Raw genomic sequence first — 15,632 nt, forward strand, 5'->3', positions numbered from 1 at the left:
TTGTCCAGTGTTTCAGGGAAGTGAACGAATTTGGAATCCGCGGCTATGCAGTGCCGGAATAATTCGAGAGAGTGCTAAAAGCGTCTGGTCACGCAGTCCGGCGAGCGAGCATTGCTCAACCTCATCGGGAGGACACCCGTCGTGCAAAAGTACGATTGCCCCAGGCCGAGCAGCAGCAAGCACCTCATCAACGATCACATCGGTGCCCGGGCAAGACCAATCTCTAGGGTCGGCCGACCAGTGAACGGCTCCAAGTCCAGCCCTCACCGATGCTGAGAGCACGTCTTCAGTCCACGCCCCGTAAGGCGCTCGTAAGTGCCGGACCTGGGCTTGGGGGCAGGCCGAGACAATAGCTTGATGCGCCTCGTCTATTTCACGTTTCACATCCTTGGGATCGCAGGTGGCGAGGTCGGGATGCGTCATGGTATGATTGGCGACATCATGACCTTCCGCCACAAGGCGTTGAATGAGTTCCGGGTGATCCTTCACGTAGGAACCGATAGCAAAAAATGTTGCCGGGACGCGGTGCTCAGCTAGAACATCAAGGATTTGCGGCGTGCAGAATGGATTGGGACCATCATCGAACGTCAAGTAAACGCAGCGATCTTCCGGTCCGTTTGTGTGATTGACCGGTACTTCGCTCATATAGGCAGGCCGCTTCATAGTTCCGACCCGTTTCGTTCAATCAACGAGCCCGCAGGCCACTCAGTCATCGGACGGTCGACGGGAACTACCAATACGAGGACATCTTCAGTGCGCGTGGCTGGCAGGTCGGAATGCGCGTCTGGAAGCGTGGAGCGCACACGCAGCCCCGTCATCATATTGGCGGTTCCGTCTCGGCAGTATCTTTCCATGTGATTCCGCATGGCGTGGCGAACTGTTCCAAAAGCAAATGGAACGCTCAACTCGCGCAGAACCGGAAACATAGCGCGGACCGAGTGAGCGATGCCTAATCCTTCTAGATCCGGTCGCACTCCGTACAGGCCTAGCTCGGCCACAAGCAAATCAGTCGTACCGACCCTTACGAAGCGGCGTAACAAGCCCATGTGGCTAGCGACACCGCGCGAGTCATATGCGATTGCGCGGCGTTCGGGCCTCGCACCACCCCAGCTTCGGCCAGTCTCGAACGGCTTGGCATTGAAAGCTCCCGTCGGCCCATAGGTCTTGCAAAAAAAATCAGCGAGCTCCGCGTGGTCTGAAGCTTCCAGCTCATTTTCCCAGCATATTTTCCATCGCACTTCAGAAGACATGCAAAAGCTCCACGTTGGTCCTTCACCCAGCCACGATCAAAGCCGCGCGAGATTGTTGCGCATGACTATTGGATTGCCGGTTAGACAATCGAGCGGTTAGGAGAAGTAAAGAATTGAAATCGGGCCCTTGCCCGGCATTTCGATTTTTCGTTCCCGGCCTTGATATTGATCAAGTTCCGGCTTTTCTATAAGTGATCCGAAAGATTGGTAAAATTGATTGTTTGGATGGCAATCATCTATGGAATGGATATACACTCATGCGTTTTAAAGGCCTTGATCTCAACCTTCTTGTAGCGCTCGACGCTCTAATGACCGAGCGCAAGCTCACAGCAGCGGCACGCAGCATCAACCTCAGCCAACCCGCCATGAGCGCTGCCATCTCCAGGTTGCGCGCCTATTTCAACGACGAGCTTTTTATCATGCAGAGACGGGAGCTAATTCCGACCCCGCGTGCGGAGGCACTCGCCCCCGCTGTTCGCGATGCTCTCTTGCATATTCAGCTCTCCGTCATCGCATGGGATCCAATAAACCCCGCGGAGTCCGACCGCCGATTCAGAATTATCCTTTCAGACTTCATGACACTGGTCTTCTTCGACAAGATCATCTTGCGCTTAGCTCGAGAGGCGCCGGGGGTCAGCTTCGAGTTGCTGCCGCTTGACGACGATCCGGAGGAGCTTCTCCGCCGTGGGGATGTTGATTTTCTGATCCTTCCGGATTTATTCATGTCTGGCGCCCATCCGAAAGCAAGGCTTTTCGAAGAGGAACTGGTGTGTGTCGGCTGCCCTACGAACGAGCAGCTGCCAGGGAAGCTCTCTCTGGAGCAATATATGTCCATGGGGCATGTTGCGGCTAAGTTCGGACGTGGTCTTAAGCCTTCTGTTGAGCAATGGTTATTGCTGGAGCACGGCTTCAAGAGGCGTATTGAACTCGTCGTGCCGGGGTTTAACTTGATCCCGCCGTTGCTGTCAGGCACTAACCGAATAGCAACCATCCCGCTCCGGCTGGTCAAACATTACGAACAAATTATCCCCTTACGGATCATCGAGCATCCTTTGCCACTTCTTTCGTTCACTGAGGCTGTCCAATGGCCGGCTCTTCACAACACTGATCCTGGAAACATATGGTTGCGCAAGATTATGATCAAAGAGGCTTCGCGCATGGAATCTGAGATGGAAAGTTGTGCGTCGTAAGCGGCACCGCCGGGTTCATTTCACAGGCCCAGTAGTTAGATGGGCGCTGATCATTGGAACCGATGCATTCGGTCCCCAAACGAGGCATCACGCTACAGGCGGCCCCCACTGCCTCAGTTCATCTACCAATCGAAGCGATTGTGCCGAGAGATCGTTTGAACCTGAGAAGGTGCCATTTGTATGCTTTCCTTGGCCTCATGCAAAAGTGATTCAAAACTTTATTCCTGTCACTTATGTTCGGCTCATTGCTGAAAACCAGCATCACGCCGCGGCGAGCTCATCGACCTCCCGCACATGCTCCCTGCGCCGCACTGACAACGCGCTGGCCCGGGAGAGCGGCCAAAGCTCAATACTTTCGATCCGCGTAATCACGCTTTTTCTGGAGGGTCTGCAACTTCGCCGGCGCATGAATTCAGCTGCGGCAATGGCCGAGCCGCAATCCATAGCGTGGATGCTTTTGATCCACACAATCAATTTTACCAATCGTTCCCTATGATCCATAGCAGGGCAACCGCGCGATGACGTTCCGGTAAGTTTATCGGTTTCTGTCGTCACTTCGCAGACGAGCCGGAACATCTTCCGATGTTAGCAGCATTTAGATCGAGCCTTCTCGCAAGGCCGTCGGCTTGTCGAAATTAGGCATGATGGAAAGGAATACAAATGGCTGATCAACTCACACTGGAAATTATCAGTGCGATCAATAAGCTCGTCAAAGCTGAAAACGGCGCGAGAACGACCGTAGCGCTCGGCGAAATAACGACTGACACTGAATTGACTTCGCTTGGCATCGACTCGCTGGGTTTGGCTGATGTCCTTTGGGATCTGGAGCAAATCTACGGCATTAAGATCGAGATGAATACGGCAGATGCCTGGTCGAACCTCAGCAATATCGGCGACGTGGTGGAAGCCGTCCGTGGCTTGCTCACTAGGGAGGTCTGAATGGACAGGCGCGTCGTTATCACCGGATTGGGCGGACTGTGCGGACTGGGCACCAATGCTTCCTCTATTTGGACGGAGATGCGCGAAGGCCGCTCCGCCATCGGCCCGATTTCAAATTCAGAGATTCATGAGCTGAAGGGGATGATCGGGACCGAGATCAAGGTGCTGCCTCAACACGACATTGATCGCAAGCAGCTCATCTCCATGGACCGCTTCAGCCTGCTTGCCGTGCTTGCAGCTAAAGAAGCCATGCTACAGGCCGGCCTTTCGTGCGATGAAGGAAATGCCCACCGTTTCGGCGCGACAGTGGGCGTTGGCTTTGGCGGATGGGACGCTACCGAGAAGGCCTACCGCACCCTCCTATTGGGCGGCGCGACCCGCACTGAGCTATTCACTGGGGTAAAGGCAATGCCTAGCGCGGCTGCCTGTCAGGTAAGCATGAACCTCGGGCTGCGGGGGCCAGTCTTCGGTGCCACCTCCGCCTGCGCCTCGGCCAACCACGCGATCGCTTCAGCGGTAGACCAGATCAAGCTCGGTAGGGCCGACGTTATGCTAGCTGGAGGAAGTGACGCGCCACTCGTGTGGATCGTGCTTAAGGCATGGGAAGCAATGCGCGTACTCGCTCCAGATACTTGTCGGCCATTCTCCGCAGACAGGAAAGGACTAGTTTTGGGCGAGGGTGCGGGCATGGCCGTGCTGGAAAGCTATGAGCATGCCGCCGCCCGCGGTGCAACGATGCTTGCCGAGGTCGCCGGCATCGGCCTTTCCGCCGATGCCTACCACATCGCTGCACCAGCTGTGCATGGGCCAGAGGCGGCGATGCGCGCCTGCCTTGTTGATGCGGGTTTAAATCCCGAAGACGTAGACTACCTCAACGCCCATGGCACCGGCACCAAGGCCAACGATCAGATCGAAACGACGGCGATTAAGCGCGTCTTTGATGACCATGCTCGATCGATCTCCATCTCTTCTACCAAATCCACTCACGCGCACTGCCTCGGGGCAGCAAGTGCGCTCGAAATGATAGCCTGCGTGATGGCGATCCAAGAAGATGTCGTGCCGCCCACCGCCAACTATCGCGAGCCAGACCCCGATTGTGATCTGGACGTCACGCCAAATGTGCCCCGGGAGCGCAGGGTGCGCGTGGCCATGAGCAACGCCTTCGCCATGGGCGGCATGAATGCTGTGCTTGCGTTCAAGCAGGTGCAATGAAGTGAAGATCGTCACGATTGACCCCTTGTAAGGCCAGCTTCAAATGCCTGAAGCAGGCGCCGCCGATTCCCGTCAGCGAGGTTTCGCTGCAATTCCCCAGATACTCGCGCATCTGAAAAATGTTGCGCAGCCACGCTATTCCGCTTTCACCACGTGTCGCGGGGAGCTGGAGCCTGACTATTTTCGTCGCCGGAATTCTCACTCGGCTCGCCGGTCGACTAAAGTTGACGCCTCATCCTTTTCTGCCACGAACAAGGAGTGTTACTATCAATTCCACCTCCGCCTGCGTCCGATATCGTGCCAGGTGCCAGCTAGCTTGATCGCGAAGTAGTCGCACTCAAGTACCGTCCTCCCGCTAACAAGATCTGAGAAGTGACGATGACACGCAGCCAAAAAGAGAAGATGCTGGCAGGCGAAATGTACAACGCAGCGGACCCCGAGATCCAAGCCGAGCTGCTCCTCACCGGGGCTTGGTTGAAGCGGTATAATGACACGCTGGGCGACTCCGCCGAGCGGTGGAATGCGCTCCTTTTAGAACGATTGGGAGCAGTCGGGCTTGGAGCGGTTATTCGTCCTCCGTTCCACTGCGATTACGGGTTTAACATCCGGATCGGAGCTTGGGTCTACATCAATTACAACTGCGTCATTCTTGACGTGGCAGCGGTAACTATCGGTGACGGAACCGCAATAGGCCCTGCTGTGCAGATTTATACTGCGGACCATCCACATGATCCAGAGCAGCGCCAGGCTGGACTGCAGTTGGGACGGCCTGTCAGCATTGGTAGGCACGCCTGGATTGGCGGTGGAGCAATCATTCTCCCGGGCGTGACAATTGGCGATCACGCTGTCGTTGGCGCTGGTAGTGTGGTCACGCGAGATGTTCCTGCAGGAAGCACGGCCATGGGAAATCCAGCTCGGGTCAAGGCTGGGGGACGCTTGCCGAAATCATAAAAGCAGGCGTTGGGGCAATCCGGTGGTAAGGGGTCGTTTCTTTACTTGTGCGAACGGAACTTCTGGGCCGCCATGGCCCTTGCGGTTCCAACCGTCGGCACTTTCACTCTGACGCAAACCTCCTTGCAAATGCGGCTGGGCAGTCCTGCTGACCGATTCGTGATCGCGTTTGCATGCAAAGGAGCAATTACGACTTAGGGTCAACCCGCAGACACATACCGCTTCACCTGCAGAAAAACGAATTGCCTTTCAGTCCGTGCGCACGATGAAAGACAATTGGTCGTGTCGAATGGACATGCGCGCGGCATGTCGTCGGCAAATACCAATTCCTGTTGGCTCGAACATTTTCAGAGGCAGGCGCCCAACACCCGGGAGCTTATCAGTCTGCACTTTGGAGAAGGCATCATTCGCTGCGTACAGCGTCAATCGACCCTACTGAGTACAAAGCATCCATGACGTGGATGATAGCTATCGCAACAATCAATTTTACTAATCTGTGTAGAGTTATTAGCACGCGCTGGAGGACACGCACCGAGCGGCGTCCGCCTTCCTGATTACGGTCGGGGGCTCTTGGGACATGGGTGACGAGCATGTGTGGGATTGTTGGCATAGTGGGACATAAGCCCGTGTCGGAGCGGCTGATCGAATCCTTGGAGCGGCTGGAATATCGCGGCTATGATTCATCCGGCGTTGCTACGATCTTCGAGGGAGAATTGCACCGACGCCGTGCAGAAGGCAAGCTCGGGAACCTCAAGACGAGATTGAAGAAAGAGCCCCTGAGCGGCACCGTCGGCATCGCCCACACGCGCTGGGCGACGCATGGCGCACCGACAGAATGCAACGCTCACCCGCACTTTGCCGATGGCGTAGCCGTTGTTCATAACGGCATCATCGAAAATTTCTCCGAGCTGAAGGACGGATTGGCGGAGGTAGGGGCCAAGTTCCAGACCGACACGGACACCGAGGTGATTGCGCATCTCCTGACGAAATTCCGTCGGGATGGCATGGGATGCCTTGAGGCAATGCATGCCATGTTGAAGTGCGTCAAGGGCGCCTTCGCTCTTGCCATCCTGTTTGAGGATGATCCCGCGACCATTATGGTAGCGCGCAATGGGCCACCATTAGTGATAGGCCATGGCGATGGTGAGATGTTTCTAGGCTCCGACGCGATCGCTCTTGCTCCGTTCACCAATGACATCACTTATCTGCACGATGGCGATTGGGCTGTTGTAGGCAAAGTGAATGTCCAAGTTTTCGATATCGAAGGCAAAGTCGTTACGCGCCCGCGGCACATATCGATTGCTACCGCCGACCTGGTCTGCAAGGGCAATCACCGGCACTTTATGGACAAGGAAATCCACGAGCAACCCGAGGTCGTCGCCCGTGCTCTTGGTCACTACATCGATGTCAACGAAAATCATGTCATAGCCATTGCAGCCGACATCGGATTTGCCAGGGTTGAGAGCCTCGCAATTTCTGCCTGCGGCACTGCATATCTAGCGGGGCTGGTTGGCAAATATTGGTTCGAGCGCTACGCACGGTTAATGGTTGAAATTGATGTCGCCTCTGAATTCCGCTATCGCGAAATCCCGTTGTCTCCGCGGTCGGCAGCGCTCTTCATCTCTCAATCTGGTGAAACGGCTGACACGCTTGCATCGCTGCGCTATTGCAAAGCACAAGGTCTGAGAATAGGCGCTGTCGTCAATACCCCAGAATCAACTATTGCCCGCGAGGCAGATGCCATCTTTCCGATCCTCGCCGGGCCAGAGATCGGCGTTGCTTCTACCAAGGCATTTACCTGCCAGCTTGCTGTTCTCGCTGCACTAGCCATCGGCGCAGGCAAGGCGCGGGGCACAATCACGGACGACGAGGAACAGGCGCTCGTCCAAAGTCTGGCGACGTTGCCTGGCGTTATGCGACGGGTGCTGAACGACATCAAGCCGAAGATCGAGCTCTTGTCACGGGAATTGTCGCACTATAGCGACGTGCTCTATCTCGGCCGCGGCACGAATTTCCCATTGGCCATGGAAGGTGCGCTGAAGCTCAAGGAGGTTTCCTATATCCATGCTGAAGGTTATGCGGCGGGAGAATTAAAACACGGTCCGATCGCCCTGATCGATGAAAATATGCCAGTCATCGTCATCGCGCCACATGATCGGTTCTTCGATAAGACTGTCTCCAATATGCAGGAAGTGGCCGCCCGCGGCGGCCGTATCATTCTGATCACCGACGAGACGGGAGCTTCGATCTCGAAACTCCCCACAATGCACACTATCGTGCTGCCTAATGTTGAGGAGATTATCGCGCCGATGATCTTTTCTCTGCCGCTGCAGCTTCTTGCGTATCACACGGCGGTTGTCATGGGGGCGGATGTGGACCAGCCGCGGAATCTGGCTAAATCAGTCACAGTCGAATGATTGTGACGATTGGTTAAATCGCAACTCGCCTCCGAGAAAATCCACGACTTGATCAAACATCAAATAAGTGAGGTCGTATGCACGAACTTTCGCTCGCCGACGTGCCGTCGCGAATTGGCCAGGAACTCGGCAAATCCGAATGGATCACCGTCGATCAAACTACAATCGATCTCTTTGCCGATGCGACACACGATCATCAATTCATCCACGTGCACCCGGAACGCGCGGCAGTCGAAAGCCCGTTTGGTGGCACTATCGCTCATGGCTTCTTGACGCTCTCGCTTCTGTCGGCGATGAACTTCAGCGGTATGCCAAGGATCCGCGAGCAGACCATGGGCCTTAACTACGGCTTAGACCGGGTGCGTTTCATGTCACCGGTTAAGACCGGCAGCCGTGTGCGCGGTCGCTTCGTTCTCTCTGAATGTCAATTTCGCGGCGCAAGCATGCTGGTGACCACTTACGAGGTGACGGTCGAGATCGAGAACGAGAGCCGACCGGCACTCACCGCCAATTGGATCACGATCATTCAGTTTGACCCAAACGACAGGCCTAAAGGGATTTGACGCCAGCCCGCGCCAGTTGCCTGGTCTACGGATAGTACCGCCATGGACCTAGGCGCTTTTTCGCATTGAGCGTCTGTTTTCCCTTACGATCGCCCCTTACGAACGCCTATTGCTTTCAGCCGGTTGACTAGACTTGCGCCGCAAGCAAGGCGGCAGACTGGCATCATGCGCGACATAACGTTATCAGCGAGATCACCAGGCTCGTTCAACGTAAATGATTGTTGAAGTAATGGCGGTTACTCATTTCCGGCCGGGCAGATCACCGAAGCCTGTCGCCAACGCCAGTATGTTGACGACGGCACTGTTAACCTTCCTCGACGGAAGACGCACCGCTACCAAAAGGATGTGACCGCGTGGCCCCTCGCCATGCAGCCATGAAACGGGACGTAATCCTGCTAAGGCCCTCAATGCGGACTTTCACTAAGATGAAATTGCTTCGCGGGCCTGTACAGAAGAGGACGCTACGCAGGCGTCGCTCCTGATACCACGCTGGTCTTCAGCAGCAGGGCAACTTCGCCAGCATCTCACGATCCTCTCGACCAGGGTCGCGTCTTTTCGGTTGAATAACGCCGGCACTGGACAGCACGCGACCGGCCATTGGACCTTGTTCACGTGCCGGTGCATTCGATCACAAAATTACGTCGTTTCTATTTCCGTACTGCGCCACGTTGGAAAAGAGAAGCGCCCCAAGGGTGGAACGCTCCTCGGGTCTTCGAATTAAATGAAGCCGAAATTTTCCCCCGTAAACGAGGTAAGATCTGACATGTCGTGCAGATTGTCGACATGAGCGAAGGCATGCGCGTGGTTCGCGGAATCGACATAGGCTAGTGTCGCACCGTGAGTTTTGCCATCCTGACCGAGAGTTTTTTCATCATAGTAGACAATGATGTCACCGCGGGCTTCCCCGTGAATAGCGGTCGCGGCGGCAGAGCTAGACGTGAACCCACGATCTGTGATTACCACAACGTGCTCACCGTGCGCGTTCGCGGCCTTGCCATTGTAGAAAGTGTCCACAAATTGGCCCGGGAAACCCTTCGAGTGGTTGATGAAATTTGCGCCAAACAGATCCCCTTTACCGAAGTGATCGGCGTCCATGACAAAACGGTCTTGCTTCGGGTCGAAATCTTTCACAGTCGTATAGCAGTGCGTTGTTCCAACCATAGGATCGTGGAACCGAAACACGAAGGCGTCAGCGTCTTCGCCGCCAGCCAAAACATCTGCGCCGTCACCAGCCACCAGAGTATCCTTCCCGTCATCGCCGTGGAGCCAGTCGTCGCTCTCGCCGCTATGTGGTATTACGCGGTGCACTTCGAAGGGGTTGAAGGCGGCGAATGAGCCGTCGCTATACAGGAGGTCGTCACCATCACCAGCATGGATAGCGTCTGAGCCATCCCCGGCCCAGATGATGTCATGGCCGGGACCGGCCTCGATCCTGTCGTGTCCGCGTTCAGCCCAAATCAGATCATCGCCGCCGCCGGCTTTGATCCAGTCATTGCGATTGAGTCCATAGATTGTGTCGTCGTCATCGGATCCATTAATAATAAAGGGGCTTTTATCAGTGCCTTTGATCATCATCACATATACTCCTTATGAGGCAGCCGAAGCTGCCAGCACCCCTTATGTTTTCTAAGAGCCTATTAGTGAAATCCATTGATTTGATCTGAAGGATTTGAATGATGGATGCCGAAGTGTTTATCTCCGGACGACTGTGCGCCCTTCGTAGATGGCCGGCAGAATATGAAAAAGACTTGGAGCTATGACAATCGGCGGCCAAGCAGTGGCAACAATGTCCGCGACACCTCGTTGACGAAGGTGAAAGCTTCCTCCCGCGTATACGTTGCAGACAAATCTGCAGAGCACCTGATCTCAGGGTGCTTTGCAGATCGAAAACCTCAGTTCCAGGCATGGAGCGGTGGCTTCTCGCCATTCAGGAAATACTTACCCAAAATGGCATACTTCCAGCGGACCGGGTCGTGCAGAGTATGGGTGCGGGCGTTGCGCGCGTTCCTGCCAGCTCGAACAACTTGTTGGTGGCCGCAATCGCGATTTCGGTGGAGAGTATCTTCGCTTCGGCGGTAACGATCTGGGCTTCCGCAACGGTTCAGGAAGAACAAATTGGCGATGCTGATCACCAGCAGGAACAGCGCCGAGATACTGGTCCCGACGACGCCGTCAATGTTGTGAATATCCTCAAGCCGACCCGACGCGTCCCTATGACACGCTTCTCCACCAACGGTGAGCCCAACACGGCGGGGTGGGAGTCGGACGGGCGTCTCACCCCTCACTTGCGAGTTGCCCAGACGGCTGAACCGGCCTCGGGATCGGGCATCGCACCGCAGGTCGGCAGCCGCTTGGCCCCACCCATTGGCTGATCGACGATCATATCACTGCGGATTTCAGGCTCCTGGACCAGGAGTTGCAGGGACGCTCTGCGGATCTGGCCGCCCGGACGAGCGTCGTGAATTCTGTCGTGGCATAAGCTCAGCTACAGTCGCGCTTTCGTTGTGCGAGCCTAAGTTTGTTGGCGCGGCAAATGCTGGTGCCACGAGCTGGAAAATAAACCAGAATATATGTGGAAATATATTTCCGTATAGTTTTCCATTAAATGGTGAACTATCAATGCATTACCGTTCTTTGGCATAACATTAACGAATATACTATTAAATATATCCTCTGCGTCTCTTGTCTTAAATCGGGTAATTGTAGAGAGTCTGCGTATGAAAGCAGGTATGACAATGCTGAAATATTCAACAGGCGAAGGTCTGTCGCAGGGAGGAACGTCGGGGGCTATGGTCCAGGAGGTAGGCTCCGGCACAGCAGGGACAACGCCTCCTATGTGCCGGAGAGCGTCGGGTCCACACAAGACCCAACGGACGCGATGCGAAACTTGATCCGGTCGAGCGATCTGGCTTTTCTCATGGAAGCTCATGATGCCCTCTCCGGGGGTCAGGCGGAGTTTGCAGACCTTTGGGCGTCCAGCCCAGCACCGGATGTTAGTTTCGCTCGTTATGGGGTTATTATGTCGCTAATTAAAAGAAAAATCTTCGCCCTAGGCGTCTCGACCCTAATGGCATGCGGCGCGTCGGCGGCCGATCTAGCTGACCACAGCGTTCCGAGCGTCCCCTCTTATGACGCACCGGGAACCTTCTCGTGGGCCGGGGCTTACGCCGGTCTTCACGGAGGTGTCGCGGCCTCCAAATTCAACCCGTTCAACAATGGTCGCGCCCCAGCGGTGGGCGCTCAGGTAGGTTACAATTTCCAGGCCGGATCGGGCGTTTTCGGCGCAGAACTGGAAGGCTCGTACTTGAATAACGAAGTGCGTGTGCCCGGCGGCAACGTGGAAAGCCGCTTCCGCGGTGCCGCGAAAGCGAAGGCTGGCCTGGGCTTTGATCGCACTTTCGTCTACGGCACCGCGGGCGTCACAACGACCGAGTTCGAGGGCCGCCGCCTCGTATCCGGATCGGACAAATGGATATCCGGACCGGATAGCTGGAAACAAGGCTACCTCTTCGGTGGCGGCGTCGAGCACGCGTTTTCGGGCGGCGTGTCGGCAAAGATCGAGTATAACTACGTCATTAACAACGCCGTCCCGACCCCGAGCGGAGGCATCAACTCGAAGTCCAACCTCAACGATAATGTAATTAAGGCGGGCCTTAACTTTCGCTTCTGACGAACTCGTCTGAAGCCTTGAGCAAACGCAAATACCAGGCAACCGCCCGCACGATCGGCCATGCCTCGAAATGCCGGCCCTTGAAATCAGCCATCGATTGCCGCTTCAGCTTTTCGGTAATAGCATTCAGAATCATCGGCTCGCTCCACAACTTTCGGAGGGGCAATCTCTCGTCCCATGGTCCACATACCGTTACGCGCCAAAATTTGCGACAGGCCCTGCTTCGAAGTTGTCAGTCGTCTGCCGTACGGTTCCGAGTGAATGCCAAGCTATAGCGATCGGGCTGACGCACTCGGTTAAAATTGACGGCTCGAATTGTTTTTCAGACGAGCGGCGCCAAACGGTTGCCGACGACGATCCCGCCTGGAAGATGCGCTTTTGGGTTGTATATATCAAGGGTATCTAATATGGTTTTCAGACTTAGCCGCCCACCGAACTGGGCACTTACTGCTTAGATGTGACGAAGTTAATCTTGCGCCGAACCGGGAGGTTGTCGTGAAGGAAGAATCCTCAGCGGTCTCGAATCTGGTGTTCGATTTCCTGTCAGAGTCAGCCAGTGCAAAGAGCAAAGACGATGTGTTACTCTTAATTGGAAAAGTTTCACAATATTTCGGGTTTAGTTATTTCGCGATATCCGGCATCCCCTCGCCTCCGGAGCGAATTGATCCCTATTTCGTTTTGGGCAATTGGTCAGCCGGGTGGTTTGATCGCTATCGTGAAAACAACTATGTCCACGCCGACCCCATAGTGCAGTTTAGCAAGACATGTGATCACGCATTTGTTTGGTCGGAAGCTCTGCGAGATCAAAAACTCGCTCGGCAGAGCCGTCGGGTCATGAATGAGGCACGCGAATTCAAGTTGATTGACGGCTTTAGCGTTCCTTTACACACTGCCGCCGGGTTTCAATCGATTGTCAGTTTTGGAGCGGAAAGGGTAGAGCTCTCAACCTGCGACCGAAGCGCGCTCTATCTGATGGCGGCTTACGCGCACAGCTTGCTCCGCGCCCAAATTGGGAATGATGTCAGTCGAAAGATTCAGGCCTTACCCATGATCACAACGCGAGAGCGCGAAATCATCCATTGGTGTGCCGCAGGCAAAACAGCAATAGAGATCGCAACGATTCTCGGACGATCCCATCGAACCATTCAAAATGTCATTTTGAACATCCAGCGAAAACTCAATGTGGTTAATACACCCCAGATGATTGCCGAAAGCTTTCGTCTCAGGATCATTCGCTGAAATATATGGAGTTTTCGGCCACTTCAAGGATCGGGCCTGTTGGATCACGACAGCGATCATGATCTGATGGTAGCCCGTTGAAATGCTAAATCTGCGCCTGAATTGATAGACAGGCGCAACACAGTTTTCGGTAGGTCGAGCAGAGAGCATCCATTGGATGGCTGCGAGGACGTGCTTTGAATTTGTTTCCTCAGAAGTCGTCCAATGGCCGCCTACCGCCAGACGGCCCCCCCGAATTGACCAGTCGCGTCTTTCGGGGTGATCCCCGACAGATCGCAGTGGTTGGCATTGTCTGGTCGGGCAGCTTGGATTAGCCGCGCACTTTTGACCGGCGCATTTATCACGCAATACGCGTTAAAGCGTGCGGGAAGCCCTGGCAATGTATTCGCCCGGTTGCCACTTGGCCTGCAGTTGACGCTTGCCCCCTCCAAACGTCCGGATGGATCCACGGGCTCACCGCTGAAATCGCATGTTTTCCCGGTTGACGTTCCCGGATTTCCAACCGGGCCGGCAAGCGTGATGCCGCGGATCACAACGCCAGTTTCTACGGGCTTCGCTGCGACCTTGCCTTTTTGGTGCTCCTCAGCCGCGGCTCCCTGCGTTAAGGTGAAGGTCAGAGCGAAAGCAGCTAGGCATCCGAAAGCTCTCAAAGTAGCAGTCATTAGGCTTCTCCTCTTTTGCCGGCCGGCAAGATGTCGCTTCCGGACCGATGTCTCTGAATCGAATGAAAGGATCTGCGCCCCTTTCAAGTTACCGAAACTTGATCAGGTAATTCACGGCCACGTTCTTGGGACGCGTCTCAAGAGCTGTGCGTGCCGGATTTTCCGGTGAACCTGTCGATTTGCTTGAAATGGAAGTTCCGGCGGCACTGCCCTGTTGCGAAATTCCCGCCGGCGTCGTTATCTCATAGGGATGCGCATGAACTTGCAGAGCATCGCATTGGAGTGATCCAACAACGTTTGCAACATTATTGCCAGTTGGATCTAGCCGTCGTTTCGCGTCAGGGTCCATACCGGCACCGGAATCGAAACCGCGCAGGAACAGCCCACGGTAGTCTGGAATCCGAAATTCCAGATCGGCCGTGGAATTCCGCTCTCCATAGAGTCCGCCGAGAACGGCGTAGAGTTCTGGATAGGCGGCTGCCCTGAGATAGCGTCCATCGCAAAGCATCCATCCCTGGGCTTCGACGTAGCTGATCGGAGCTTCCGCATTTGTACCCGCAGCCACGCCAGAGCTTGCGCAGGGTGTGTTGCTCCAGATTGTATTAACCGAGCTCGAGATAGGGGCAACTTGCCCCGCAAAGGGACACACCGCACCGATTGGAGGCCCTGCAAACATCTTTGGTTCCTCGGTCAAATTGATGTGTGAGGGAAGGAATGCCAATTATCAGCAACAACAGGCACTCCCCTGCATCAGCTCCGTCCTGACGGACGGAGCTGATGCTAATTCACCTTGCCATCAAGCCGGGTTGACATCCCAGGTATTGTCGTCTTGGAGCACGCCTACGAGATTGAAGACGGCAGAGGGAAACTTGGCTTCCTTGGTCTGGGTGATCGTGTCGATACTGAGCACCGAGCCGATGGTCACATTCGTTCCCGCCGCAATCCAATAACTCGGAGTCGGCGTGAACGTGTGGAGCAGATTGGTGCCCGCTTGTGCAACATAAGTTCCTGTTCCGGACATGCCGATGCCCACGGAGAACCGGTTGTTTGGCACATTGGCAGCATCGTTGATGACCAGTGATCCTGCAGGATCACCCTTGATCGGCGCGGTCAGGCCAGGTCCATCACTTAATGAAAAAGTAGTGGTGTTTCTCCCGCTGGGGCTGCAGTCCTCCACTCCAGAGGCAAGAAAGTCCACGCCAGCAATCAGGTGTCCCGTGTCGCTCCAGACGAAGTTATAGGCGAGCTCCCAAGTGAATTTGATTTGATTGCCAACCCGAATTTGATACGGAGAGCAGAACCATGCCAAGGAGAAGACATTGGCAACAGGCTGAGGCATCTTTTGATAGACGTAGAAGGTCCAAGGTTGCGCCGATTGATTCTTCAACAGCAACGAATATTGCGTTCCTTGGGCAAGCGCCGCGCTTCCCGGCTGTGATGCACGGGCATGATCCGTCATTTCCTTGTCTACGTAGCTGACATGCAAGGACATTTGATTCTCCCTTTCCGCTGATTTTCTATCTTCACGCCAGGACTGAT

The 15,632-nt window shown here is 55.1% G+C and carries 13 protein-coding genes and 2 pseudogenes; 8 read left to right on the plus strand and 7 right to left on the minus strand.

The window, feature by feature from the left end:
* Positions 1-12: 12 nt before the first annotated feature.
* Positions 13-663, minus strand: a complete 651-nt coding sequence (gene nodB, locus FFM53_RS32890) for a chitooligosaccharide deacetylase NodB (RefSeq protein ID WP_138333873.1) — start codon at positions 661-663, stop codon at positions 13-15.
* Entirely contained in the window at positions 660-1,250 is a 591-nt protein-coding gene (locus FFM53_RS32895) for a NodA family N-acyltransferase (protein WP_017958626.1), read from the minus strand. Before FFM53_RS32895 ends, nodB begins: the two co-directional genes overlap by 4 nt.
* Before the next feature lie 257 nt (positions 1,251-1,507).
* Between FFM53_RS32895 and nodD1 the strand changes: the two genes are divergently transcribed.
* The 6 genes from nodD1 (at position 1,508) to FFM53_RS32925 (ending at position 8,522) form a co-directional block, all read left to right on the plus strand.
* Positions 1,508-2,440 (plus strand): transcriptional regulator NodD1, encoded by a 933-nt coding sequence (gene nodD1, locus FFM53_RS32900; RefSeq protein WP_138333871.1) that lies wholly within the window; start codon positions 1,508-1,510, stop codon positions 2,438-2,440.
* Positions 2,441-3,100: 660 nt separating this feature from the next.
* On the plus strand, positions 3,101-3,379 hold the full coding sequence (locus FFM53_RS32905) for an acyl carrier protein (protein WP_138333869.1): 279 nt from the start codon (positions 3,101-3,103) through the stop codon (positions 3,377-3,379).
* Positions 3,380-4,591, plus strand: a complete 1,212-nt coding sequence (locus tag FFM53_RS32910) for a beta-ketoacyl-[acyl-carrier-protein] synthase family protein (protein ID WP_138333867.1) — start codon at positions 3,380-3,382, stop codon at positions 4,589-4,591. It begins immediately after the preceding gene.
* Positions 4,592-4,969: 378 nt separating this feature from the next.
* Positions 4,970-5,542, plus strand: a complete 573-nt coding sequence (gene nodL, locus FFM53_RS32915) for a nodulation O-acetyltransferase NodL (RefSeq protein WP_138333865.1) — start codon at positions 4,970-4,972, stop codon at positions 5,540-5,542.
* 590 nt (positions 5,543-6,132) lie between these two features.
* On the plus strand, positions 6,133-7,959 hold the full coding sequence (gene glmS / locus FFM53_RS32920; RefSeq protein ID WP_138333863.1) for a glutamine--fructose-6-phosphate transaminase (isomerizing): 1,827 nt from the start codon (positions 6,133-6,135) through the stop codon (positions 7,957-7,959).
* A gap of 77 nt (positions 7,960-8,036) precedes the next feature.
* Positions 8,037-8,522, plus strand: coding sequence for a MaoC family dehydratase (locus tag FFM53_RS32925; protein WP_138333862.1), 486 nt, complete (start codon positions 8,037-8,039; stop codon positions 8,520-8,522).
* Positions 8,523-9,239: 717 nt separating this feature from the next.
* On the opposite strand, the gene FFM53_RS32930 is transcribed toward FFM53_RS32925, so the two are convergent.
* Positions 9,240-10,097 (minus strand): calcium-binding protein, encoded by an 858-nt coding sequence (locus FFM53_RS32930; RefSeq protein WP_017958620.1) that lies wholly within the window; start codon positions 10,095-10,097, stop codon positions 9,240-9,242.
* Positions 10,098-10,414: 317 nt separating this feature from the next.
* Positions 10,415-10,623, minus strand: a pseudogene (locus FFM53_RS32935) (SfnB family sulfur acquisition oxidoreductase); the annotation flags it as partial.
* 918 nt (positions 10,624-11,541) lie between these two features.
* Between FFM53_RS32935 and FFM53_RS32945 the strand changes: the two are divergent.
* Positions 11,542-12,192, plus strand: a complete 651-nt coding sequence (locus FFM53_RS32945; RefSeq protein ID WP_138333924.1) for an outer membrane protein — start codon at positions 11,542-11,544, stop codon at positions 12,190-12,192.
* Positions 12,193-12,217: 25 nt separating this feature from the next.
* Here FFM53_RS32945 and FFM53_RS32950 read toward each other — a convergent pair.
* Positions 12,218-12,328, minus strand: a pseudogene (locus tag FFM53_RS32950) (IS6 family transposase); the annotation flags it as partial.
* Positions 12,329-12,687: 359 nt separating this feature from the next.
* On the opposite strand from FFM53_RS32950, the gene FFM53_RS32955 reads away from it, so the two are divergent.
* Positions 12,688-13,431: a helix-turn-helix transcriptional regulator gene (locus FFM53_RS32955; protein WP_138390653.1), complete on the plus strand. Its 744-nt coding sequence runs from the start codon at positions 12,688-12,690 to the stop codon at positions 13,429-13,431.
* Between the two features lie 750 nt (positions 13,432-14,181).
* Here FFM53_RS32955 and FFM53_RS32960 read toward each other — a convergent pair.
* Together FFM53_RS32960 and FFM53_RS32965 are read right to left on the minus strand one after the other, a co-directional pair.
* On the minus strand, positions 14,182-14,658 hold the full coding sequence (locus tag FFM53_RS32960; RefSeq protein ID WP_017958615.1) for a tail fiber protein: 477 nt from the start codon (positions 14,656-14,658) through the stop codon (positions 14,182-14,184).
* Between the two features lie 231 nt (positions 14,659-14,889).
* On the minus strand, positions 14,890-15,585 hold the full coding sequence (locus FFM53_RS32965; protein ID WP_138333857.1) for a protein rhiA: 696 nt from the start codon (positions 15,583-15,585) through the stop codon (positions 14,890-14,892).
* Between the last annotated feature and the right edge of the window lie 47 nt (positions 15,586-15,632).

The organism is Rhizobium indicum, from assembly GCF_005862305.2.
Lineage (GTDB): Bacteria > Pseudomonadota > Alphaproteobacteria > Rhizobiales > Rhizobiaceae > Rhizobium > Rhizobium indicum.

Bases quoted from the DNA above. Each gene is read 5' to 3' on its own strand.
- nodB (WP_138333873.1), bottom strand. From the start codon at position 663: ATGAAGCGGCCTGCCTATATGAGCGAAGTACCGGTCAATCACACAAAC.
- FFM53_RS32895 (WP_017958626.1), bottom strand. From the start codon at position 1,250: ATGTCTTCTGAAGTGCGATGGAAAATATGCTGGGAAAATGAGCTGGAA.
- nodD1 (WP_138333871.1), top strand. From the start codon at position 1,508: ATGCGTTTTAAAGGCCTTGATCTCAACCTTCTTGTAGCGCTCGACGCT.
- FFM53_RS32905 (WP_138333869.1), top strand. From the start codon at position 3,101: ATGGCTGATCAACTCACACTGGAAATTATCAGTGCGATCAATAAGCTC.
- FFM53_RS32910 (WP_138333867.1), top strand. From the start codon at position 3,380: ATGGACAGGCGCGTCGTTATCACCGGATTGGGCGGACTGTGCGGACTG.
- nodL (WP_138333865.1), top strand. From the start codon at position 4,970: ATGACACGCAGCCAAAAAGAGAAGATGCTGGCAGGCGAAATGTACAAC.
- glmS (WP_138333863.1), top strand. From the start codon at position 6,133: ATGTGTGGGATTGTTGGCATAGTGGGACATAAGCCCGTGTCGGAGCGG.
- FFM53_RS32925 (WP_138333862.1), top strand. From the start codon at position 8,037: ATGCACGAACTTTCGCTCGCCGACGTGCCGTCGCGAATTGGCCAGGAA.
- FFM53_RS32930 (WP_017958620.1), bottom strand. From the start codon at position 10,097: ATGATGATCAAAGGCACTGATAAAAGCCCCTTTATTATTAATGGATCC.
- FFM53_RS32945 (WP_138333924.1), top strand. From the start codon at position 11,542: ATGTCGCTAATTAAAAGAAAAATCTTCGCCCTAGGCGTCTCGACCCTA.
- FFM53_RS32965 (WP_138333857.1), bottom strand. From the start codon at position 15,585: ATGTCCTTGCATGTCAGCTACGTAGACAAGGAAATGACGGATCATGCC.